The 22236-nt window shown below is 67.7% G+C and carries 17 protein-coding genes; 9 read left to right on the top strand and 8 right to left on the bottom strand.

Annotated features, from left to right (window positions below; all coding sequences use genetic code 11):
- Positions 1 to 4: 4 nt before the first annotated feature.
- Entirely contained in the window at positions 5 to 1228 is a 1224-nt protein-coding gene (gene bioF / locus EGM71_RS19690; RefSeq protein ID WP_188486578.1) for an 8-amino-7-oxononanoate synthase, read from the bottom strand.
- Positions 1229 to 1295: 67 nt separating this feature from the next.
- Positions 1296 to 2339: a biotin synthase BioB gene (gene bioB, locus EGM71_RS19685; protein WP_188486576.1), complete on the bottom strand. Its 1044-nt coding sequence runs from the start codon at positions 2337 to 2339 to the stop codon at positions 1296 to 1298.
- 159 nt (positions 2340 to 2498) lie between these two features.
- Here bioB and EGM71_RS20895 point away from each other — a divergent pair, with 159 nt between their 5' ends.
- The 6 genes from EGM71_RS20895 to EGM71_RS19660 all read left to right on the top strand — a co-directional run bounded on the left by EGM71_RS20895 (position 2499) and on the right by EGM71_RS19660 (position 6507).
- Complete coding sequence (locus EGM71_RS20895; protein ID WP_223224512.1) at positions 2499 to 2807, top strand: hypothetical protein; 309 nt, start codon at positions 2499 to 2501, stop codon at positions 2805 to 2807.
- A gap of 18 nt (positions 2808 to 2825) precedes the next feature.
- Positions 2826 to 3068, top strand: a complete 243-nt coding sequence (locus EGM71_RS20890; RefSeq protein ID WP_317608640.1) for a DUF3658 domain-containing protein — start codon at positions 2826 to 2828, stop codon at positions 3066 to 3068.
- Between the two features lie 241 nt (positions 3069 to 3309).
- Positions 3310 to 4650, top strand: a complete 1341-nt coding sequence (locus EGM71_RS19675) for a chloride channel protein (protein ID WP_188486574.1) — start codon at positions 3310 to 3312, stop codon at positions 4648 to 4650.
- 84 nt (positions 4651 to 4734) lie between these two features.
- On the top strand, positions 4735 to 5430 hold the full coding sequence (locus EGM71_RS19670; protein ID WP_188486572.1) for a ComF family protein: 696 nt from the start codon (positions 4735 to 4737) through the stop codon (positions 5428 to 5430).
- A gap of 58 nt (positions 5431 to 5488) precedes the next feature.
- Entirely contained in the window at positions 5489 to 6040 is a 552-nt protein-coding gene (locus EGM71_RS19665; RefSeq protein WP_188486570.1) for an HdeD family acid-resistance protein, read from the top strand.
- Positions 6037 to 6507 carry a SecDF P1 head subdomain-containing protein gene (locus EGM71_RS19660; RefSeq protein WP_188486568.1) on the top strand — a complete coding sequence of 157 codons (471 nt, stop codon included), beginning with the start codon at positions 6037 to 6039 and terminating at the stop codon, positions 6505 to 6507. The genes EGM71_RS19665 and EGM71_RS19660 overlap by 4 nt, the downstream gene beginning before the upstream one ends.
- A 51-nt stretch (positions 6508 to 6558) precedes the next feature.
- Here the strand turns inward: EGM71_RS19660 and EGM71_RS19655 are convergent, their stop codons facing one another.
- The 6 genes from EGM71_RS19655 to EGM71_RS19630 form a co-directional block, all read right to left on the bottom strand.
- Positions 6559 to 8361 (bottom strand): MFS transporter, encoded by a 1803-nt coding sequence (locus EGM71_RS19655; protein WP_188486566.1) that lies wholly within the window; start codon positions 8359 to 8361, stop codon positions 6559 to 6561.
- A gap of 168 nt (positions 8362 to 8529) precedes the next feature.
- Positions 8530 to 9645, bottom strand: a complete 1116-nt coding sequence (gene nagA, locus EGM71_RS19650; protein ID WP_188486564.1) for an N-acetylglucosamine-6-phosphate deacetylase — start codon at positions 9643 to 9645, stop codon at positions 8530 to 8532.
- On the bottom strand, positions 9642 to 10418 hold the full coding sequence (locus tag EGM71_RS19645) for a DeoR family transcriptional regulator (protein ID WP_188486562.1): 777 nt from the start codon (positions 10416 to 10418) through the stop codon (positions 9642 to 9644). The genes nagA and EGM71_RS19645 overlap by 4 nt, the downstream gene beginning before the upstream one ends.
- Positions 10419 to 10451: 33 nt before the next feature.
- The gene (locus tag EGM71_RS19640; RefSeq protein WP_188486560.1) at positions 10452 to 11786 is read right to left on the bottom strand and encodes a D-tagatose-bisphosphate aldolase, class II, non-catalytic subunit; all 1335 of its coding nucleotides are present in this window, start codon (positions 11784 to 11786) and stop codon (positions 10452 to 10454) included.
- A 16-nt stretch (positions 11787 to 11802) separates the two neighbouring features.
- Positions 11803 to 12741: an ROK family protein gene (locus tag EGM71_RS19635; RefSeq protein ID WP_188486559.1), complete on the bottom strand. Its 939-nt coding sequence runs from the start codon at positions 12739 to 12741 to the stop codon at positions 11803 to 11805.
- Positions 12734 to 13900, bottom strand: coding sequence for an SIS domain-containing protein (locus EGM71_RS19630; protein ID WP_188486557.1), 1167 nt, complete (start codon positions 13898 to 13900; stop codon positions 12734 to 12736). The genes EGM71_RS19635 and EGM71_RS19630 overlap by 8 nt, the downstream gene beginning before the upstream one ends.
- Positions 13901 to 14222: 322 nt before the next feature.
- Here EGM71_RS19630 and EGM71_RS19625 point away from each other — a divergent pair, with 322 nt between their 5' ends.
- From EGM71_RS19625 to EGM71_RS19615, 3 genes are all read left to right on the top strand, one after another.
- Entirely contained in the window at positions 14223 to 17582 is a 3360-nt protein-coding gene (locus EGM71_RS19625) for a TIM-barrel domain-containing protein (RefSeq protein WP_188486555.1), read from the top strand.
- A 133-nt stretch (positions 17583 to 17715) separates the two neighbouring features.
- Entirely contained in the window at positions 17716 to 20691 is a 2976-nt protein-coding gene (locus EGM71_RS19620) for a TonB-dependent receptor (RefSeq protein ID WP_188486553.1), read from the top strand.
- A 65-nt stretch (positions 20692 to 20756) separates the two neighbouring features.
- Complete coding sequence (locus EGM71_RS19615; RefSeq protein WP_164115020.1) at positions 20757 to 22112, top strand: Gfo/Idh/MocA family protein; 1356 nt, start codon at positions 20757 to 20759, stop codon at positions 22110 to 22112.
- The last annotated feature ends 124 nt before the right edge of the window (positions 22113 to 22236 follow it).

Below are 22236 nucleotides of genomic sequence, written 5' to 3'. Positions count from 1 at the left end.
AGGCTCAGGCAAAGACAGGCAGCGGCGGTGGCGCGGCCTCACGCGCGGCCAGGTCGACGCGATCGCGCGCGCTGGCGATGGCTTCGACCAGGCCACGCACCTGCTCGGGGGTGTGCAACGCGGACAGGGTGACGCGCAGGCGCGCCTTGCCTTCGGGAACCGTGGGCGGGCGGATCGCGCCGACCAGCCAACCGGCCTGTTGCAACGCCTTGGACATCGCCACGGCGCGGTGGTCGTCGCCACACAGCAGCGGCTGGATCGGCGTTTCCGAGGCCATCAGGTCCAGGCCATGGCGGCGGGCTTCGCCGCGGAACAGCGCGATCAGGTCGGTCAGTTTCGAACGCCGCCAGTTGTCACGGCGCGCCAGGCGCACCGCTTCCAGTGCGGCGGCGGCCAGCGGCGGCGGCATCGCGGTGGTGTAGATGTAGGGGCGCGCGGTTTCGGCCAGGTGCTCGACCAGGTCGTCGCGGCCCAGCACCAGCGCGCCGGAACCGCCCAGTGCCTTGCCCAGCGTGACCAGCTGCAGCGGCACATCGTCCACGCCCAGTCCGGCAGCCGCGACCGCGCCACGGCCATCGCCCACCACGCCCACGCCATGCGCATCGTCCACATAGAACAGCGCCTGCTGCAGGCGTGCCACAAGCGACAATGCACGCAGCGGTGCGATGTCGCCATCCATGCTGAAGACACCATCGGTGGCCAGCATCGCCGCGCCATCGGGCGCGTGCTTGAGCTGGCGCATCGCGCCTTCGGCATCAAGGTGCGGATAACGGCGCAGGCGCGCACCGGCCAGCCGCGTCGCATCGAGCAGGCTGGCGTGGTTGAGCTTGTCCTGCACGCACACATCGTTCTCTTCGCTCAGCAGCGCCTGCTGCACGGCCAGGTTGGCGGCGAAGCCACTGCCGAACAGCAGCGCGCGCGGGTAGCCCAGCCACTCTGCCACTTCGCGCTCCAGCGCGTCATGCAGGGCGTGGTGGCCGCAGACCAGATGCGAGGCACCCGCGCCGGTGCCTTCGCGTGCGGCCGCATCCTGCAGTGCGTTGACCACGCTGAACTGCTGGGCCAGGCCCAGGTAATCGTTGCTGCAGAAGCCGGTCAGCCACTGGCCGTCCACTTCCAGGCGGACGCCGTCACGACGGGTGACCGTGCGCCGCGTGCGGCGACGGCCTTGGGCATCGCGCAGGGCGCGTTGGGCGTGGAGGCGGGCGGTCAGGTCGGGGCGGGCCATGGCGGCTGAATGCGGCGACGGGGCGGCTAGGGTAGCGCGTTGCTGCGGCGCCTGCTTGCGGCCGGTCTCAGGCCGCGTGAGCGCAGCCACAGGCCGGCGCATCGGCGCTGATATCGGCGTGCACGGTACCGCCGTGGTCATGGCCCTCGGCATCCACCTGCACCGCCATCGGTTGCAATCCCAGCCGAGCGAACAGGGCCAGGTCGCGCTCGCTCTCCGGGTTGCCGGTGGTCAGCAGCTTGTCGCCGTAGAAGATCGAGTTGGCACCTGCCAGGAAGCACAGCGCCTGCAGTTCGTCGCTCATCGCCTCGCGCCCGGCCGACAGCCGCACCATCGAGCGCGGCATGGCGATGCGTGCCACCGCGATCATGCGCACGAACTCGAACGGGTCCAGCTCGGCGCTGCCGTGCAGCGGCGTGCCCGCCACCTGCACCAGCTTGTTGATCGGCACCGAATCGGGATGTGCCGGCAGCGTGGCCAGCGCCAGCAGCAGGCCGACGCGCTGCGCGCGCGTCTCGCCCATGCCGACGATGCCGCCGCAACAGGTCTTCAGGCCGGCATCGCGCACGTGCTCCAGCGTGTCCAGACGGTCCTGGTACTGGCGCGTGTGGATGATCGAATCGTAGTAGTCCGGCGCGGTGTCGAGGTTGTGGTTGTAGTAGTCCAGGCCCGCCTCCTTCAGCGCACGCGCCTGCTCGCGACTGAGCATGCCCAGCGTGGCGCACGTCTCCAGGCCCAGCGCCTTCACCCCGGCGATCATTGCCGCCACCTTCGGAATGTCGCGGTCCTTCGGCGAACGCCACGCGGCACCCATGCAGAAGCGCGAGGCACCGGCGGCCTTGGCCTGGCGTGCCTTGGCCAGCACCGCATCGGTTTCCATCAGCTTCTGCGCGTTCACCCCGGTGCTGTAGCGCTGCGCCTGCGGGCAGTACGCGCAGTCTTCCGGGCAGCCGCCGGTCTTCACCGACAGCAGCGTGGAGACCTGCACCTGCGAGGGGTCGAAATGCTCGCGATGGACCGCTGCGGCGCGGAACAGCAGCTCGGGGAACGGCAGATCGAACAGCGCCTGCAGTTCGTCGTGTTGCCAGTCGTGGCGGATGGCAGCAGCCATGGCGGGACCTTGGGTACGAATGGAGCGAGGGCGGCAGTGTGGGTGGGTGCGCCCGAGCTGTCAACTTAAATATTCGTTCGTGGTTTACAGAAATCGACCGCCGGAAATGCACGCTACGGTGTAACTTCATTGCTGCATACGGACTCGCGAGCATGTGCCATGGACAGCCACCAGCCCTACCCGATCCGCCGCGATGCGGTGCTGTGCAGCCTGGCCGAACTGCCTGACGGCGGCCTGCGCGTGGTGATGGATGATCTGCGCCAGGCCAATGCGCCGGGGCAGTGGAAGAATCACGCCTTCGTGACCTTCAAGGACTACCCAGCAGGAGAGCTCGATCCGGCGATGCTGCCGAAGGAGGAACTCGAAGCATTCGGTCACTATGTCTTGGTTCGCTTGTTGGCGATAAACGGTTGCCTGCGTGATACGGACGAAGGCCCCGACAGCGATGTCCATCTCACTGACCAGTAGCGGCAAAACACCGCCGCGCTGACCGATGGAGGCATCGCCCGGATCGATGCACAACTGCTTTCCCACTGCGATGGGCAGTTCCGAAAAATCGCCTGCATCGTGGGCAACGCGATGTCGCTGGACCCGCAGCGCCGCCCCGGCATTGCCGATGTCTTCTACGCCCAGCGCGTGCGCAAACTGGTCGCGCGCGGCGTACTGGAAGCACAGGGCGACCTGGCGCGCATGCGCCATGGCGAAGTGCACATCCGGCAGCAGCCCTGACCGGTGATGCGAGCGATGATGAGTTGGCACATCTGCCGCGCTATCTGGAGTGGCTGCGGCAGCAGCCCAACGTGCGCAGCGTGGAAAAGCGCCGGTGGCGGGAGCGGCTGCCCGTCTAGCGGCGCACGCACGGGGCAGGCTGTCAGCAGGATCCATGCCCGGGCATTTCACCGCATCCTGCAAGGCCTTCAGCCACAGTAGCCGCTGTCCGCCTTCCTCCGCAGCGTCCAGACTGCCCTGCATGACCGATCTCCATCGCCTCCGCGGCCGCATCACCGCGCTGGTTCTCAGTGAGGCCTGGCGGCGCCGCGCCGCACTCTGGGGCGGCGCCGTGGCCGTGGCACTGGTGGCCATCCTGTTCGCCAAGGCCAGCGACGCGGCCTTCCACCTGTTCCAGCGCATCACCTCGCATTCGCCGTGGTGGGCCCTGCTGCTCACACCGGGCATCTTCGCGCTGCTGGCGTGGCTCACTTCCGGTGTGCTGAAACCCACGCGGGGCAGCGGCATTCCGCAGGTCATCGCTGCGTTGGACAAGCCCGATGAGCCATTCCGGAAGACTAATCTTTCGCCTGCGGTCTCAGCCGGCAAGCTGCTGCTGACGTCGTTGTCGCTGCTCGGTGGCGCGTCGGTCGGGCGCGAGGGACCCACCGTGCATGTGGGCGCCAGCCTGATGTACCTGTTTGGCCGCTGGTTCGGCTTCAAGGATCCACGCGAGCTCTCGCACTTCCTGCTGGCCGGTGGTGCAGCGGGCATTGCGGCGGCGTTCAACACGCCGCTGGCCGGCATCGTCTTCGCCATCGAGGAGCTCAGCGGCCGTTTCGAGCATCGGTTTTCCGGCACCTTGCTGACCGCAGTGATCGTCGGTGGCGTGGTGTCGCTGGGCCTGCTCGGCAACTACACCTATTTCGGCCATGTAAGCGCGCGGCTTCCGCTGGGACAGGGCTGGCTGGCGATCCTGCTGTGTGGCGTAGTGGCCGGATTGCTGGGTGGATTGTTCGCGCGCGCGGTGCTGGCCAGTGCCGCGGGCCGCCCGCGTTGGCTGGGCCAGCTGCGGCAGCGGCATCCCGTCCTGCTGGCAGCAGGCTGCGGCCTGGTGGTTGTGGCGCTGGCGTTGACGTTCGGCGAAGGGGCGTTCGGCACCGGCTACGAACAGGCGCGCAGCCTGGTGCAGGGGCAGGCGATGGTGGGCCATGAATTCGGTCTGATGAAGCTGCTGGCGAATCTGGCGTCCTACGTGGCGGGTATCCCCGGTGGCCTGTTCTCGCCAGCGCTGGCGGTCGGTGCCGGCCTCGGCCACAACTTGGCGGTGCTGATGCCGGGCGTGGATCCGCGCGCGTTCGTGCTGCTGGGCATGTGCGCCTACCTGACCGGTGTCACCCAGGCACCGCTGACTTCGGCGGTGATCTCGCTGGAGCTGACCGACAGCGGCGATCTGCTGCTGCCGATCCTGGCCACGGTGTTGATCGCGCGTGGTGTGTCCGGGCTCGTGTGCCGGGTGCCGATCTATCGTGGTCTGGCGGAGTTGTTGATGATGCCGGCTGCGCCGCCGTCGGATGCTGGACATCGCGAACGTCCTTCCTGACGGGGACGCGATGACGGATAGCACCGACGCCGCAGCACGTGCTTCGCCGATGGCGAAACCAGCGCAGCGATGGAAGGCTGGCGCATGCGCATCAACGTCCTGCACCTGGCAAGCACCGTCCCCCGTGCGCTGCTTCGCGTTCTGTTGCCACTGCGGTGCCTGGTCTGCGGCGACCCGGGCCACGATGATCTTGACCTGTGCCGCGCCTGCCTTGCCGACCTGCCGTGGTCCGGCCGCGCCTGCCTGCGTTGCGCGTTGCCGCTGCCCGACAACGCGCTGATCGTCTGCGGCAGCTGCCGCGAGGAAGCACCACCGCAGACGGCCACCCATGCCAGCCTGTTGTACCTGCCACCGGTCGACCAGCTGCTGGTGCGCTACAAGTTTCATCAGGACCTGGCGGCCGGCCGCCTGCTGGCGCAGTTGATGCGACGCGCACCGCCGCCCTGGTCATGCCCACCGCTGGTGCCGGTACCGCTGCACCGGCGCCGCCTGCGCCAGCGCGGCTACAACCAGGCCGCCGAACTGTGTCGCCTGCTGCCGATGCCGGTCTGGCACGGGCTGTACCGGCAGCGGCATACGGCGCCACAGTCCGAACGCACGGCCGAACAGCGCCGGGAGAACCTGTTCGATGCGTTCGATGTCGATGGGCCGGTGCCCACGCGCCTGACCGTAGTCGACGACGTGATGACCACCGGCAGCACGGTGGTGGAGATTGCCGAAACACTGCGCTGCGCAGGCGCAGAAGAAGTGCGCGTGTGGGTCTGTGCGCGCGTGCCGTGATCGCTCTCTTCATCGCCGGGGGCTAGGATGAGGCCGGTACTGGACTGAAGGAGTAGCCATGAATTCCCCCCTGTCTCCCTTGCTGTCAGCGGTTGCACGCAGCTGGTGGATCCTGCTGCTGTATGGGCTGGTTGCGCTGGGCTTCGGCATCGTTGCCGTCGGCTGGCCGCTGTCGGCGGCGATGGCACTGGCGTGGACGCTGGGCGTGATGGCCATTGTCGAAGGGGTGATCAGCCTGTTCGCACTGGTCAGCGGAGGCAGTGGTGCCTCGCGCGGCTGGCTGGCGCTGTATGCCATCGCCTCGCTGGGCTTCGGCATCCTGGCGGTGATCAATCCCTTGGCCACCGCCAGCGTGCTGGTGCTGTTCCTGGCGGCATGGCTGCTGGTGGCCGGCATCTATCGCATCGTGTTCGCGATCCGGGTGCGCAAGCAGATCCAGGGCGAGTGGCTGCTGATTCTCAGCGGCGTGCTGGCGGTGGTGCTGGGCCTGCTGTTCGCTGCCAATCCGTATGCAGGCGTGGCGGTGACCACGCTGTGGATCGGCATCGGCAGCCTGCTGTACGGGCTGTTGCAGGTGCTGGTGGCGTTCAAGCTGCGGAAGCTGAAGTGAGGGTTGCGCTTCCGCTCCTGCTGGGCGCGGCGCTGGTGCTGGCCGGATGCATGCCGGGTGCCACGCCCGGTGTGCTGGCAGGCAAGGATCATGCGCCGCGCGCCGGCGTGGATGTGCGCCTGAGTGCGGTCGATGCGGACGGCAAGGGCTCCCCGGCGCAGTGGCAGGGCCAGACCCTGGCGTTGCGTGATCCGCCGATTGCCGGCAGTGCGGACATTGCCGATGTGCGCTACGTGCAGGACTCGAATGGGCAACCGGCATTGCAGATCCGCTATCGGCCAGAAGCCCATCAGCGCATCCACGATGGTACGGCAGCGCTGGTCGGCCAGCGTGCGGCGATCAGCGTGGATGGCCGCGTGCTGATGGTGGCGACGGTGCAGGGGCCGTTCGGTGAAACGATGATGCTGAGCGGGCTGTCCAGCGTTGCAGAGGCGCGGGAGCTGGCGAAGCACATCACTGGCGAATGACGGGCGCGCCATGAACCCGCGCTGCGCGCGGAGGTCGACCAAGGTCGACCGCTACCGGGCAAAGCGAGCTTCGATCTCCTCTAGGGATTTGCCCTTGGTCTCCGGCAGCCAGAATGCGGCCACCAGGAAGAACACGAAGGTGCATGCCGCCCAGAACACGAACATGCTGGCATAGCCGTAGTGGCCCACCGTCGGCAGGAAGATCGCGGCGATGGTGGTGGACACGAACTGGTTGATCAGCAGCGCGATGCTCATGCCATTGGAGCGGATGCGGTTGGGCATCAGCTCCGACAGCGCCAGCCACACGCAGACGCCGGGGCCGACCGCGAAGAACGCGACGAACACCAGGATGCAGGCGGCCACCGCCCAGCCGTGGGCCGGCGGCGGCACCGGGCCGATGCGTGCCTGCTCGATGTGCAGCGGTGCCTGCGCGGCCTTGGCCGGGTCGGCGAACGGGTTCAGATGCAGCTTGCGGAAGAACGCGCCGATCACACTGTCCGGCTGCACGGTCCCGGCACGCTCGATGCGCAGCTCGCGGTCGGTCAGGCTGTCGCTGCGCAGGGCGCGCACATTGGTGAAGTCACCGTAGGCGTACGACACGGTCAGCTGCATCGGCCGGCCTTCGCTGTCGATGCCACCGCCCAGGCGCTGCCACTGTGCGTCGTCCAGCACCAGCTGCAGGCTGTCGCCGCTGACTGCGGCCTGCAGGTGCGGCTGCACGTCGGCACGGCCGCGCTCGGCCTGGAAGAACAGGGTGGCGGCGGCCAGCAGGGCCACGCAGATGCCGCCGCTGCCGAGCATCAGCAGGAACTTGCGGCCCTTGCGGTCGACCAGCAGCAGCGCGACCACGGTCATCACCGCGTTGAGCAGCTTGATCGCCACGTCGGCGCCGTTGGCGACCGAGCCGGACAGGCCGGCCTGGTTGAGGATGTTCACCGCGTAGGCCAGCACCGAGTTGATGCCGGTGGCCTGGGTGCAGGCCAGCACCACGCAGGCCAGCACGAACGGGACCACGTAGCGGCGGCTGAGCAGCGGGTCACGCTTGCCATCGTTGCTGCTCGACTCCGGTGCCTGGATCTGTGCAAGGGTGGGTTCCACCTGCGCCGCAGGCAGCACCCGCTGCAGGCTGCGGCGGGCGTCGTCGACGCGGCCGCGGCGCACCAGCCAGCGCGGCGATTCGGACAGCCAGAAGATGCCGGCGCAGAACAGCAGGCCTGGGGCCAGGCAGCTCCAGAAGATGGTGCGCCAGGCGTGGTCCTTCACCGTGAACAGCTCCTGCGCCTGCTGCCCCAGCGGCAGCGAGCGCACGGCTTCGGCGGCGGCATCCACCGCATGTGCGTGGTACAGCCCGATCAGTGCGGCCAACACCAGGCCGATGGTCAGCAGCAGCTGGAACATCGCCGCACCGCGTCCACGTCGCTCGGGGCTGAGCACTTCGGCCAGGTACAGCGGCACCACCACGCCGATCAGGCCACCACTGACACCCTGCAGCAGGCGGCCCAGCAGCAGCGGTGTATACCCCGAGGCCAGCGCCATGATCGGAATCGAGGCGGTGAACAGCAGGCCGGCCAGCAGCATCGCGCCGCGGCGGCCGATCAGGTCGGCGACCATGCCGGCGAACAGCGACGACAACACGCTGCCCAGCAGTACCGCCGCCACCACGAAGCCGAGTTGCTGGCTGCTGAGCTGCCACGCGTGGCTGGCGGTGGCTTCAAGATAGGGCAGGGCACCGGCGATGATGCCGATGTCGATGCCGTACAACAGGCCACCGAGGCCGCCGATGAAGAGCAGGTAGCGTACGGGCCAGCGCGGAGCGGTGGAAGCGGGTACGGCAGGTGCGGCGGCTGCGGTCATCGGCGTATTCCTGGAATAACGGGGATGGTGCGTGGCTGAGGCATTGCGCTTGCGCGCTTCATGTAGGCCGAGCCATGCTCGGCTTGCCGCGCGAAGCACGGCGCGGACGTCATCGATGTCGGTACGAAAAGCAGCCGGGCATGGCTGGGCTCTACAGCAATGCGCGGCTCAGTTCAGATCGACCACGCGCCCGCCAATGACCACCCGCTGCAGGCGCAGTTCGGCGTCCAGCACCACCAGGTCGGCGCGGGCGTCGGGCGCGATGCGGCCGCGATCGCCCAGGCCCAGGTAGTCGGCCGGGAAGGTGGAAACGCGCTGCGAGGCGTCGGCCAGCTCCAGGCCGACGCGCACCAGGTTGCGCAGCGCCTGGTCCATGGTCAGGGCGCTGCCGGCCAGCGAACCCGTGGCCAGTCGCACGCAGCCGCCGCACTTGTGCACGCGCTGCTCGCCCAGCGCGTACTCGCCGTCGGGCATGCCGGTGGCGGCGGTGGCATCGGTTACTGCGTACAGGCGCGGAATCGCACGCGCGGCCAGGCGGATCACGCCGGGATGGATGTGCTGCAGGTCGGGAATGATCTCGGCGTACTGTGCATGCGCCAGTGCTGCCGCCGCGATGCCCGGGCGATAGTGATCGACGCCGGTCATGCCGTTGAACAGGTGAGTGAAGCCGGAGGCACCGGCCTGCAGCGCGGCCACGCCCTCTTCATAGGTGCCGGCGCTGTGCCCGAGCTGTACGCGGATGCCCATTGCCGAAAGCGCGGGTATCAGTGCGGTGTGCTCGCCGATTTCCGGAGCCAGCGTCATCACCCGGATCGGCGCCAGCGCGTGCAACTGCTGAACCAGCGCCAGCGTCGCCTCGATCGTACGATTGGGCTGTGCACCCAGGCGCTGCGGGCTGATGAACGGTCCTTCCAAGTGCACGCCGACGATGCTGGCGGCGTCGGCATCGGGCGCCGCCATCGCCGCAGCGACGCCGTGCAGCGCGTGCTCGATCTCGTCCAGGCCGGCGGTCATGGTGGTCGCCAGCAGTGTGGTGGTACCGAAGCGCAGATGGGTGCGTGCGATGGTGCGCGCGACATCGCCACCCTGCATCAGGTCCACGCCGGCCGCACCATGCACGTGCAGGTCGATGAAGCCGGGCAGGATCAGCGGCAGCTGCAGGTCGTCAGCGCCGCTGTGGTCATCCACCTGCAGCTGGCGCACATGTGAATCGAAGTGGACGTGGCCACGCCGCCAACCCAGCGGGGTGAGGATGCGGCCGTGCAGGGAGCGGGTGTCGGTCATGCGGGAGGCTCGGCGATGATCACTTCGATGCCCAGCCGCTGCAGCCCTTCGCGGGTTGCGTCGTCGATGCCGGCGTCGGTGATGATGGCGTGGATCTGGTCGAGGCGGGCGATGCGGTGCAGGCTGACGCGGCCGAACTTGGAGGCGTCGGTCAGCACCACGATGCGGCGCGCGCGCTCGACCATGCGGTGGTTGAGGCGGGCTTCGGCCTCGTCGTGGGTGGTCAGGCCGAACTGCAGGTCCAGGCCATCCACGCCCAGGAACAGGGTGTCGAAGCTGTACGAGTTGAGGCTGGCTTCGGCCTGGCTGCCTTGCAGCGACAGCGACTGCTGGCGCAGCAGGCCGCCAGTCAGCAGCACGTTGATGCCCGGTGCGTTGGCCAGTTCCCAGGCAATGTTCAGCCCGTTGGTCATCACCGTCACGTCGCGGTGCGCGCGCAGGTGGCGCGCCAGCGTCATCGTGGTTGAGCCGGAGTCGATGATGATGTTGTCGCCCGGCTGCACCAGACGCGCGGCACAGCCGCCGATGGATTCCTTCAGCGGAAGGTTCAGCGCGTCCTTCTCGTGGATGTCCTGTTCCTGTGGCGGCGTGCGCACCAGGGTGGCACCGCCGTGGGTACGGTTGGCCAGGCCCTGCGACTCGAAGTGGGTCAGGTCGGCACGGATGGTCACCGCCGACACGCCGAAGCGCTCGACCAGATCGGCGACCTGCACCGAGCCGTGCTCGATCAGCAACTGCAGGATCTGTTGCCGGCGGGAGCGGGTGTTGCGCATGGCCATTCTCGGTTTCGCGGGGAAAGGTAGAGATTAGCCGTTCGCAAGAACGCTGGCAGCCGAACCTGCGCTCTGCACGCGGGTTCCGGCCTGGTTGGCGCTGCAGGCGCGGGCGTACTCGCCCAGGCACAGGCCGATGCGGTGCTGCACCAGTGCGGTGGGGGTGTTGGCGAGCGTGCCCTCACGCACGGCGCGGTACTGCTCCGGCAGATACTGGCTGAGCAGCACCAGTGGCGGCGCGTGCTGCTCCAGGTTGGCGAACAGGGTCTGCACCGCCTGCACCAGCGCGGGCTCGCCCCAGTAGTAACGGCAGCGGTCGCTGAAGGAGTAGCTGCGCAGCAGGCGCAGCGCGGCGTCATCGCCCTGGTAATAGGACTGCCAGTACTTCGGCTGCGCCACCATCACCTCGTCCAGCACCTGCGGCAGACGCGAGCACTGTGCGGCCGGCAGCAGTTCGGCTTCGATCGCGGCCAGCGCGAACAGCGCCTCGCGGTAGGCGAAGGTGGCCGCCGGCCCGACCTTGAGGATCGCGAAGTGGTCGCGCACCAGCGCGTGCAGGCCGCTTTCGCGCTGGTAGTCGGTGGAATGCGCTTCGAACACGATGCGCGGCTGCTGTTCGAGGAAATCGGCCAGCGTGCCGGCGGCGGCCGCGTCGTATTCGTGCACGCTGCTGTGGTCGAAGTCCACGCCGGGCTGCACCACCATCGCGATCACGCGCTGCCACGCATCTCGCAGCTGCGGCGTGTCGAACGCCTGCTGGTGGATGGCCAGGGTCTGCGCGGCGGCGGCCGGCGTGGTCACCTGCAGGCCCTCGGCCAGCGAGGCTTCGCCACCGGGAATCGGCACTTCGGTACCGATCACGTAGACCGGCGCCGGCAGGCCATGTTCGGCAGCGGTGCGTTCGGCGATCTCGGCCAGCTCAGCCGAACGCGCGGCGACGATGGCATCGGGCAGCGGCACCGGATCGTCGGCGCAGGACATACTGCAATCCAGATGGATCTTGTGGAAACCGGCGGCGACGTAGGCTTCGATCAGCACGCGCGCGTGGGTCATCGCTTCGGCCGCCGGGCGCTTCTGCCAGGCATTCGGGCCGAGGTGGTCGCCGCCCAGGATCAGCCGCTCGCGCGGGAAGCCTTCTTCATCGGCCAGCGTGCCCACGTAATCGCGGTACTGCGGCGGGGTCATGCCGGTGTAGCCGCCGAACTGGTCGACCTGGTTGGAGGTGGCCTCGATCAGCAGCACGGTGCCATGTGCCAGTGCCACGTGCATGGCCGCGCGCAGCACCTGCTCGTTGCTGCAGCAGACGCTGTACAGGCCGACGTTGGCACCGGCGCGGTGGGAGGCAAGCAGGGTCTGCAACGGGGACATGGTCAGGCTCCGGACATCAGGAAAACGAGGGTTGGCAGGCGAGCAGGGCGGCACCGCGTGCGCCGCCGGCATCGCCGAAACGCGGCGGCACGATCGGCGGTACCTGCACGCCGTTGAACAGGTGGGCGGCGATGGCCGCTGGCAGCAGCTGGTACAGCGGTGCGTACTGCGAGAGGCCGCCGCCGAGCACGATCACGTGCGGGTCCAGCGCCAGCACCAGCGCGGCCAGGCTGTGGCCAAGCAGATCGCGGTGGATGTCCAGCGCCTTGCGCGCACGTGCATCGCCGGCCTCGGCCAGGGCGATCACCGCGCTGGCGTCGGCGGCGCTGCCACCAAGGTGGCGTTCGATCATCGCCACGCCACTGCCGGAGACATAACGCTCCACGCAGCCCTGCAGGCCGCAGGCGCAGTCGATCAGCGGCAGGCCGTGGCGCTGCAGCAGATGACCGGGCACGCTCCAGTGGCCCCATTCGCCGGCCAGCCCGTTGAAACCGGACAGCAGCCGGCCCTGCAGGCAGAAACCACCGCCAGCGCCGGTGCCGAGGATGGCGCCGAACATGCTGGGATAGCCGTCGGCGGCACCGCCGTGTGCTTCAGACAGGGCAAAACACTGCAGGTCGTTGCCGAAATGCAGCGGCCGCTGCAGGCGCGCCTGCAGGTCGGCCGCCACGCTGTGGCCGGTCAACGCCGGTACATTCGCGCTCAGCTGGCGGCCACTGCGGCGGTCGCGCACACCGGGCAGGGCGATGCCGATGGCCGCATCACTACGGCCAAGTGCGGCGTCTGCCTCGGCCACCAGCGCCACCACCGCCTGCAGGAAACCGTCGTAGTCGCCCTGCGGCGTGGCCACGCGGCGGCGCCAGGTGACCTGCATCGCCGCATCGCACGCCACCAGCTCGATCTTGGTGCCGCCGATGTCGATGCCGTAGCAGGCGTGGGCGATCAGCTCAGCCATGGTGGATGGTGACGCCCTTGACGACGCGGTTGACGGTGCCGTCCGGGAACGGGTTGTCCGGGGTCAGGCCCAGCGCGGCCGAGCGCTGCAGCGCGAACAACTGCGCAAAGCCCAGCCACACCGGTGCCAGCCACGGATCGTCGGATGCGGTGTGAAGCGGCGGCACCACAAGGGTGTACTCGTCGTCGGCACCGATGTCCGAATGCGGGCCGATCGCCAGTACCTGGCCGGCCACGCCATCGCGGCGCAGTTCTTCCAGCAGGTCCTGTTCGTAGCGGCGCGCCAGCGGCTGCACGCTGCGCACCACCACCACCAGGGTGTTGCCGTCCAGCGTCGATTTCGGGCCATGGCGGAAGCCCAGCGGGGTGTTGGCCAGCGCCAGCACGCGGCCGGCGGTCAGCTCCAGCACCTTCAGCGCGCACTCGCGTGCCAGCGCTTCCAGCGGGCCGCTGCCGAGGTAGATCACGCGATTGAACGGGCGTTGCGCCAGCGCCGCCACCGGTGCATCCCACTGCGCCTGGCCTTCGCGGGCCAGCGCGGCGATCTGCTTCAGGCGCGCCACGCGCGCATCCCACGGCGAACGATCGAACACGGTCAGCGCGGCCAGCAGCATGCAGGTCAGGCTGCTGGTCATGGCGAAGGCGCGGTCGCAGCTGGCCGAAGGCATCAGCAGGGTGCAGGTATCGGCACGGCCGGCGCCACGACGGGCCAGTTCGCCATCGGCATTGCAGGTGATGTCGAGGAAGCGCGCGTCATCCACGTCGCTGCGCACGCGGTCGACTGCCGCCACGCTCTCCGGGCTGGAGCCGCTGCGGCCAAACGAGACCAGCAGGGTCGGGCGGTCGCGCTGCAGGTACAGCGCCGGGTGGGTCAGCAGGCTGGTGGTGTGCACCACGCGTACATCAGCTGGCCACTGCGCGTTGATCGCGTCGGCCACCATTTCGGCGATGAAGCCGGAGCTGCCGGCGCCGGTGAACAGCACGCGCTGGTTGGGATCATTGAGGCTGTCGCCGAGGAAGGCCTGCAGGCGGTCGCGGGCACGCGACAGGTCCTGTGCGAGGGCTTCCCACAGCGCAGGCTGCTGGGCGATTTCGGTAGCGGTATCGGCTCCGCCAAGGCGCTGCCAGGCGGACACATCGGAAAGCAGGGTGACGTCCATTCGGAGGTTCCAGTTGGGCCAGCGCACCATCAGTGTTTTCTTTCGAAATGTCAAACATCGAAAGTAAAAGGAAAGAAAATGGGTGAGTGACTTTCCGCGTCGTGAGGTGCCCGGGAAAACGAAAGGACCGACGAAATGCCGTATCGCACAATGCTTAACAGGCACCTGCAAGCGCTTACACAAAGTATTGCGGCGCAACAACTTTCGTTTCAATAGAATATATCTTCCTTTTTCCTTTCAATTTGTTGACATCTTTCGAATCGCTGCCCTAGAGTCGGCCCAACCGCTTTCGAAACGCCCGGTGAACGGGTTGGGAGTCCGCGTGGAAAACTGCGTTCGTCGCTCGCCGCTGATGCTGGCCCTGTTGCCGGCATTGATGCTGGCGTCCATGCCGGCCAGCGCCGAGCCGGTCGGCAACCTGCGTTCGGTGGCCGCCAGCGACAGCCGCGACGGCGTGCAGGGCTGGGACCTGCAGACCGACAAGGGCGCGCGCATCCGCATCGAGCTGCCGGCCACCGACATCATCCGCGTGCAGGCTGGCCGCAACGGCAAGTTGACCGGTGCAGGTGACAAGGCCGCGCCGATCGTGCTGCCGCAGCCCAAGGCGAACGTGCAGGCGCAGCTGGAAGAAGACGCGCAGGAGATCCGCGTGCGCACCGATGCACTGGTGCTGCATGTACAACGGCAGCCGCTGCGCCTGCGCCTGGAGCGGCTGGACAACGGCCAGCCCACCGCCCTCTGGCAGGAGCTGCAACCACTGGACCTGGATGCCACGCAGAGCGTGCAGGTGCTGTCCTCGCAGGCCGACGAAGGCTATTACGGCGGTGGCCAGCAGAACGGCCGCTACCAGTTCAAGGGCCGCGAGCTGGAAGTGTCCTATTCCGGTGGCTGGGAAGAGGGCGACCGCCCCAGCCCGGCACCGATGCTGCTGAGCAGCCGCGGCTGGGGCATGCTGCGCAATACGTGGAGCGATGGCAGCTACGATCTGCGCGAGCCCGACCAGGCCACGCTGCTGCATCGCGAAGACCGCTTCGATGCCTATTACTTCGTCGGCGCCGATCTGCCGAAGCTGATCGAGCGCTACACGCAGCTGACCGGCCGCCCCAACATGGTCGCGCGCTGGGCGCTGTCCTACGGCGATGCCGATTGCTACAACGACGGCGACAACAGCAAGAAGCCCGGCACCGTGCCCGAAGGCTGGAGCGACGGCCCGACCGGCACCACGCCCGATGTGATCGACAGCGTGGCCAAGCAGTACCGCGCCAACGACATGCCCGGTGGCTGGATCCTGCCCAACGATGGCTATGGCTGCGGTTACAAGCAGCTGCCGGAAACCGTGCAGGGCCTGGCCAAGTATGGTTTCCGCACCGGCCTGTGGACCGAGAACGGCGTCGACAAGATCGCCTGGGAAGTGGGCAAGGCCGGCAGCCGCGTGCAGAAGCTGGACGTGGCCTGGACCGGCAAGGGCTACCAGTTCGCGATGGACGCCAACCGCCAGGCCTTCAACGGCATCCTCGACAATTCCGATTCGCGCCCGTTCCTGTGGACGGTGATGGGGTGGGCCGGCATCCAGCGCTATGCCGTGGCCTGGACCGGCGACCAGAGCAGCAGCTGGGATTACATCCGCTGGCACGTGCCGACCCTGGTCGGTTCGGGCCTGTCCGGCATGGCCTACGCCAGCGGCGACGTCGACGCGATCTTCGGTGGCAGCGCCGAGACCTTCACCCGCGACCTGCAGTGGAAGGCGTTCACCCCGGTGCTGATGGGCATGAGCGGCTGGTCGTCGAATGCGCGCAAGCACCCGTGGTGGTACGACGAGCCCTATCGCAGCATCAACCGCGATTACCTGAAGTTGAAGATGCGCCTGACCCCGTACATGTACGGCCTGGTGCACGAGGCCGCGCAGACCGGTGCACCACCGGTGCGTGGCCTGATGTGGGACAACCCGCGCGACCCGCATGCGCAGGATGAAACCTACAAGTACCAGTTCCTGCTCGGCCGCGACCTGCTGGTCGCGCCGGTGTACCGCAGCCAGGCCGCCAGTCGTGGCTGGCGCCGCGACATCCACCTGCCGGCCGGCGGCTGGATCGACTACTGGGACGGCCGCCGCGTGCAGGCCGCCGCCGATGGCCGCCAGCTCGACCGCCAGGTCGACCTGGCCACGCTGCCGGTATTCGTGCGTGCCGGTGCGATCCTGCCGATGTATCCGTCGATGCTGTTCGATGGCGAAAAACCACTCGATGAAGTGACGTTCGACCTGTACCCGCAGGGCGATTCGCAGTACACGCTGTACGAAGATGACGGCAACACCCGCCGCTACCAGCAGGGCGAATCGAGCACGCAGCAGATCCGCGTGCAGGCGCCGGCACAAGGCAGTGGCCCGGTGCAGGTGCAGATCGACGCCGTGCAAGGCCAGTACAACGGCCAGCTGGCGCAGCGCCGCTACGGCCTGCGCGTGCTCAGCCGCCAGGCGCCGCGCGCGGTGCAGGCCGGTGGTCGTGCATTGCCGGCGCTGGCCGATGCCGCCGCCTTCAACAGTGCGCCCGAAGGCTGGTACTTCGATGCCAAGGAGCGCCGTGGCACCGTGCATGTGCGCACGGCCACACAGGACATCCGCCAGCCACTGCAGCTGCAGCTGGACTTCGCGGTGGCCGCCGCGGCCGCCGACGATGCCTATCCGGCCGCGCCGGTGCTGGGCCGCGAACTGCCGGCTGACAGCCTGCTGGTGGTCAACCGCCCGGCCGAAGAACCCGGCCATGCGCTGGAAAATGCCTTCGATGATGATCCGGGCACCTGGTTCCGCAGCGTGCGCAACCAGGCCGTGCGCACCGGCGCGCATGAGTGGGTGATCGGCTTCGGCGAGCGGAAGATGATCGATGGCATCGACATCGCGCCGCGCAACGACAAGAACTGGAAGCACGGCCAGGTCCGCGACTACGAGGTGTACCTGGGCGACAGCAATGGCGAGTGGGGCGAGCCGATCGCCCGCGGCCGCCTGCAGCTGAAGGAAGGCGTGCAGCGCATCGACTTCCCGGCCCACGCCGGCCGCCTGCTGCGCTTCCGCGTGCTGAGCGTGCAGAACCCCGAAGGCGACGGCGCCAGCAGCACCGACCCGATGGTGACCGCCGCACAGGGCAGCGCCCGCGCGTTCGATGCATTGCAGCCGCGCGATGTCGGCCCGATCGCACTGTCCACCTTCCACATTCTTGAACACCAGGAACCGGAGCGACCGGCCCGGCAGCGCTATCTCTCCGAGCTGCCGGTGCCGGCCGCGCTGGCCAGCCAGCTGCGCACCGACCAGTCCTTCCGTGGCGACACCGGCATGCGCATGAACGGCCTGCAGTTCCGCCGTGGCCTGGGCGTCGGCGCCAACAGCCGCATCGACCTGCGCCTGCAGGGCGGCTGGCACCTGCTGCGGGCCGACCTCGGCATCGACGACGCCTGCCGCAACGCCGGTGGCCTGCAGTTCCAGGTCTGGGGCGACAACCGCCTGCTGTATGACAGCGGCCTGGTGAAGGCGCCCGGCGTGGTCAAGCCGGAGCTGGACATCCGAGGCCTTTCCACCCTGAGCCTGCGCACGCTGGGTGCGCAGGGCAGCCAACCCGCCCAGGTCTGCGCCAACTGGGCCAACGCCGTACTGATCGGCCAGGAGGGCGACTCCGCCAGCATCGTCGCCCCATGACCCCTACGTAACACCGCTCCTCCCCCCGCCCATTCCGACTACGGCCCTCATGGCCGTGGCCCGGGAGCGTTTTGCCCGCCGAACGCCCACGCGCTCACTTTTTGCGCCGCACCCCTGCCAGGAGAGAACCCCGATGTTGCCCGCCCGCCACCACCGCCCCCCCTGTCGCTCGATCGCTCCGCTGACGCTGGCCATTGCCGGCGCGTTGTTCTCGATTGCCGCTCCTGCCTTCGCCCAGGAGAGCAAGGACAAAGCCACCGACCTGGCCCGCATCGAGGTCACCGGTTCCAACATCCGCCGCACCGACGTTGAAACCGCCTCGCCGGTGCAGGTAATCAGCAAGCAGGACATCCAGAACATGGGCGCGCGCACGCTGCTGCAGGTGCTCGACAACCTGCCCGCCGCACGCCCGGCGCAGCAGGATGCGCGCTCGCTGTTCACCGGTTCCGATGGTGCCTCGCAGGCCAACCTGCGCGGCCTGGGTGCACAGGGCACGCTGGTGCTGCTGAACGGACGTCGCCTGTCGTACTACGGTGCGCCCGCCGGCTTCCAGACCCAGTTCGTCAACATCGACGCGATCCCGGCCGCGGCCATCGAGCGCATGGAAGTGCTGACCGACGGTGCCTCGGCGGTGTACGGCACCGACGCGGTGGCCGGCGTGATCAACGTGATCACCAAGCGCAACTTCCAGGGCGCCGAGGTCAGCTTCACCAACGACACCTCGTCGCGCATCGATTCCTACGGCGAGCGCCAGGCCAGCATCACCGCCGGCTTCGGTGACCTCACCGAGAACCGCTTCAACATCTACGGCGCGGTCAACATGTACCGCCGCGATGCGATTCCGCTGGCCGACTTCTATGACAAGCGGCCCGACCAGTACTACGTCAACAATCCGAACTACCTCAACAACCTGCGCCTGGGCGTAGGCAGCAAGCCGGGCGAGTTCAATCCGGGCAGCTACTTCGCCTTCGATCCGGTCACCGGCCGCCGCGTGCAGGAAGCTGCACCCGGCTGCAAGAACGTGCTGACCAGCGAAGCGGCCGGCCCGCGCTGCGTCTGGGAAACCTGGATGAACAACGAGGTCGATGCGGGCGCAAAATCGGAGCGTAACACCGCCTACCTCAACGGTACCTTCCTGGTCGGTGACAGCACCGAGATCTTCGCCGAGGCGACCTACACCGATATCGACCTGCGTGCCAACGGCGGCACGCCGCGCACCTACGGCACCACCACCGGCAACCCGACCAGCTGGTTCTCGCGCAACACCGGCAACAACGTCAACCAGTTCCTGTACCCGTTCCTGGGCCCGAACAACGAGTACAACCACGCCAGCCCGGAAATGAAGGCGATGATGGGCGGCGTGGTCGGCCTGAACTACCTGCTGCAGGATGCCGGCCCGAACTACTTCGGCCAGCGCAACACCGACAAGAGCTACCGCGTGCTGGCCGGCGCGCGTGGCAACCGGGGTGACTGGAACTGGGAGACCGCGTTCGCCAGCGCCGGTACGCATTCCACCACGTACCAGACGATCAACGTCAACATCAAGGGCTTCGAAAAGGCCTTCGGCCCGTACTCGATCGATCCGACCACGGGTCGCGTGATCATCTCCGACCACCCGGCGTACAAGTTCGGCGAGATCAGCGAAGCCAACGCTGCGCTGATCCGCGAAGCATTCCCGACCTTCGACATCCAGTCGTGGACGCGCCTGCACACCCTGGACGGCAAGATCGAAGGCCCGCTGTTCCAGCTGCCGGCCGGCGAGATGCGCGCCGCGTTCGGCTTCAACGCCAGCCGCGAAACCTTCTACACCCCGGGCAACGCCGATGCAGCCAATGGCCTGATTTCCCAGCAGGGCGGATCGTGGTTCGACGGCAAGCGCAACACCTACGCGCTGTTCGCCGAGACCGTGGCACCGATCACCGACAAGCTGGAACTGGATGCCGCGGTGCGCGTGGACAAGTACCCGAACTTCAGCGCCAACGTCGCGCCGAAGATCGGCTTCAAGTACCAGGCGTTCGACCAGCTGATGCTGCGCGGTACGTACTCCACCGGTTTCCGTGCACCGAGCCTGGCCGAGTCCGGCAACGGTGGCGTGTTCGCTCAGCTCGGCGGCTTCCGTGACGAGCTGCGCTGCAACGAGACCAACGCCATCGCCAACCTGTTGCTGAAGTCGCAGCGGCCGGGCGATGTCGATCTCGGCAAGACCCTGCTCAACGTCGACTGCAGCCGCACCGTGGCGCGCATGACCCAGCCGAACAAGGACCTGAAGCCGGAGAAGGCGAAGATCGCCACCCTTGGCTTCGTCTACGAGCCGGCGAGCTGGCTGTCGGTGTCGGCCGACTACTGGTTCATCTACCGCAACAATGAAATCGTCGCGCCGGACTATCGCCGCATGGAAGACATCATCTCGATGTCGCGCTCGCCGATCACCGACAGCGACCGTGCCAACCTGGCCCAGCTGGCGGCGATGTGCGCCGACCCCGCCAGCGGCGTGAGCTGCCCGACGAACCTGCCGGGCTACTCGGCCGGCAACGTAGCCAGCGTGGTGGGCCAGTACAAGAACCGCGGCAAGACCCTGATCGACGGCTTCGACATCGATGCGCGCAGCCGCTTCTCGCTGGGCGACTGGGGCAACCTGAACATCGGCCTGGCCGCGACCATCGCCAACCGCAACCGCTTCTACATGGACGCGGAGAACGGCTGGTACTACGGCGACGTGGTGGGCTACTACAACAACCCGCGCCTGCGTGCCACGCTCAATGCCGACTGGACCTACAAGCAGGTGACCACCAGCATGTTCGTCAACTACGTCGGCGGCACCAAGTGGGCCACCGACCAGGTCGATGAAGTGAGCAACAACAAGGAAACCTGCACCGGCGGCTACCTGGCCCTGCAGAAGAGCAAGTGTGACGGCGCGCCGTCGTGGTGGACCGCCAACATGAGCGTCACCTGGCGCCCGGATGATGCGTGGAACCTGAGCTTCACCGTCAAGAACCTGTTCAACCGCCTGCCGTTCTACGATCCGAACAGCTTCCTGGGTGACTCCAGTGACTACGCAACCATCTTCGGCCGTGGTTACAGTGTGACCATCGGCTACCGGTTCAAGTAATTCCGTTTGCGTGACCTGGCGTGCCGGCTGCGGCCGGCACGCTGCCAAGAGGAGAGATGTTTGCCATGAAGCGTAGGGAATTCATCGCGGCCAGTGCCGCTGTCGCCGCCAGCAGCCTGCTGCCGCAGACCCCGGCCTGGGCACGCGGGCGCAAGGTGCGCCTGGCCATGATCGGTACCGGCATGCGCGGCCTGGTGCTGCTGAAGGAGCTGGTGCGGCGCGACGATGTCGAGGTGGTCGCCCTGTGCGACATCGAGCCGATCATGCTTGGCCGCGCCGTGGACATGGTGGCCAAGGCCGGCAAGCCGGCGCCGAAGACCTATGGCCAGGACCGCGACACCAATGCCTGGAAGCGACTGCTGGAACAGAAGGGCATCGATGGCGTGATCATCGCCACGCCGTGGGAATACCACGCACCGATGGCGATTGCCGCGATGCAGGCCGGCGTGGCCGTGGGCTGTGAAGTGGTGGCCGGCATCACCCTGCAGGACCACTGGGACGTGCTGAAGACCCAGCTGAGTACCGGCACCCCGTACATGCTGCTGGAGAACGTCTGCTACCGCCGCGACGTGATGGCCGCGTTGCAGATGGTGCGCCAGGGCCTGTTTGGCGAGCTGGTGCACCTGCAGGCCGGCTACCAGCACGACCTGCGCGGCGTGAAGTTCAATTCCGGCGACCCGAACCAGCCCTACGACAGCGGCGTGGAATTCGGTCCCAAGGGCTGGAGCGAAGCACGCTGGCGCACCGAGCATTCGGTGGAGCGCAACGGCGAGCTGTATCCCAGCCACGGCATCGGCCCCTGCGCGATGTACACCGGCATCAACCGCGGCAACCGCTTCACCCACATCAACGCCTTCGCGACCAAGGCGCGCGGCCTGCACGAATACACTGTGGCCAAGAGTGGCGGCACCACCCATCCCAGCACCAAGGTGAAGTTCAAGCTGGGCGACATCGTCACCACCACGCTGGCCTGCGAGAACGGCGAGACCATCCTGCTGCAGCACGATACCTCGCTGCCGCGCCCGTATTCGATGGGCTTCCGCGTGCAGGGCACCAAGGGCCTGTGGATGGACGTGAACCATTCGATCCACATCGAAGGCCGCAGCCCGCCGCACCAGTGGGAAGAGTTCAAGAAGTACCAGGACGAGTACGAGCACCCGCTGTGGAAGCAGAATGCCGACACCGCCGCCAGCGCCGGCCACGGTGGCATGGACTGGTTCGTCATCCATGCCTTTGTTGAAGCGCTGAAGGCCAAGGCACCGATGCCGATCGACATCTACGACGCGGTGACCTGGAGTGCGATCACCCCGTTGAGCGAGCAGTCGATCGCGAACAGCTTCCAGACGCTGGAGTTCCCGGACTTCACCGCCGGTGCGTGGAAGCAGCGCAAGCCGATCTTCGCATTCGACGGGAAGTACTGAGGTTTACCCCTTCCATGCTGTGACGGAAACGCCGGGCCATGCCCGGCGTTGCTGTATATGGCGTACTGGCCCCTGTAGCGCCGGGCCCACGCTCGGCCGCCCGTTCGGTCGGCCGCCCGCTTTA

It is taken from the genome of Stenotrophomonas maltophilia, assembly GCF_006970445.1.
Classification (GTDB): Bacteria; Pseudomonadota; Gammaproteobacteria; order Xanthomonadales; family Xanthomonadaceae; genus Stenotrophomonas; species Stenotrophomonas maltophilia_AU.
The sequence above is the reverse complement of the archived record's forward strand: the minus strand, read 5'-3'. Positions and strand labels throughout refer to the sequence as shown.

Coding starts and splice junctions, on each gene's coding strand:
- EGM71_RS19620 (WP_188486553.1), top strand. CDS start 17,716: ATGTTGCCCGCCCGCCACCACCGCCCCCCCTGTCGCTCGATCGCTCCG.
- EGM71_RS19665 (WP_188486570.1), top strand. CDS start 5,489: ATGAATTCCCCCCTGTCTCCCTTGCTGTCAGCGGTTGCACGCAGCTGG.
- EGM71_RS19615 (WP_164115020.1), top strand. CDS start 20,757: ATGAAGCGTAGGGAATTCATCGCGGCCAGTGCCGCTGTCGCCGCCAGC.
- EGM71_RS19670 (WP_188486572.1), top strand. CDS start 4,735: ATGCGCATCAACGTCCTGCACCTGGCAAGCACCGTCCCCCGTGCGCTG.
- EGM71_RS19645 (WP_188486562.1), bottom strand. CDS start 10,418: ATGCGCAACACCCGCTCCCGCCGGCAACAGATCCTGCAGTTGCTGATC.
- bioB (WP_188486576.1), bottom strand. CDS start 2,339: ATGGCTGCTGCCATCCGCCACGACTGGCAACACGACGAACTGCAGGCG.
- EGM71_RS19635 (WP_188486559.1), bottom strand. CDS start 12,741: ATGGCTGAGCTGATCGCCCACGCCTGCTACGGCATCGACATCGGCGGC.
- EGM71_RS19630 (WP_188486557.1), bottom strand. CDS start 13,900: ATGGACGTCACCCTGCTTTCCGATGTGTCCGCCTGGCAGCGCCTTGGC.
- EGM71_RS20895 (WP_223224512.1), top strand. CDS start 2,499: ATGGACAGCCACCAGCCCTACCCGATCCGCCGCGATGCGGTGCTGTGC.
- EGM71_RS19655 (WP_188486566.1), bottom strand. CDS start 8,361: ATGACCGCAGCCGCCGCACCTGCCGTACCCGCTTCCACCGCTCCGCGC.
- nagA (WP_188486564.1), bottom strand. CDS start 9,645: ATGACCGACACCCGCTCCCTGCACGGCCGCATCCTCACCCCGCTGGGT.
- bioF (WP_188486578.1), bottom strand. CDS start 1,228: ATGGCCCGCCCCGACCTGACCGCCCGCCTCCACGCCCAACGCGCCCTG.
- EGM71_RS19640 (WP_188486560.1), bottom strand. CDS start 11,786: ATGTCCCCGTTGCAGACCCTGCTTGCCTCCCACCGCGCCGGTGCCAAC.
- EGM71_RS19675 (WP_188486574.1), top strand. CDS start 3,310: ATGACCGATCTCCATCGCCTCCGCGGCCGCATCACCGCGCTGGTTCTC.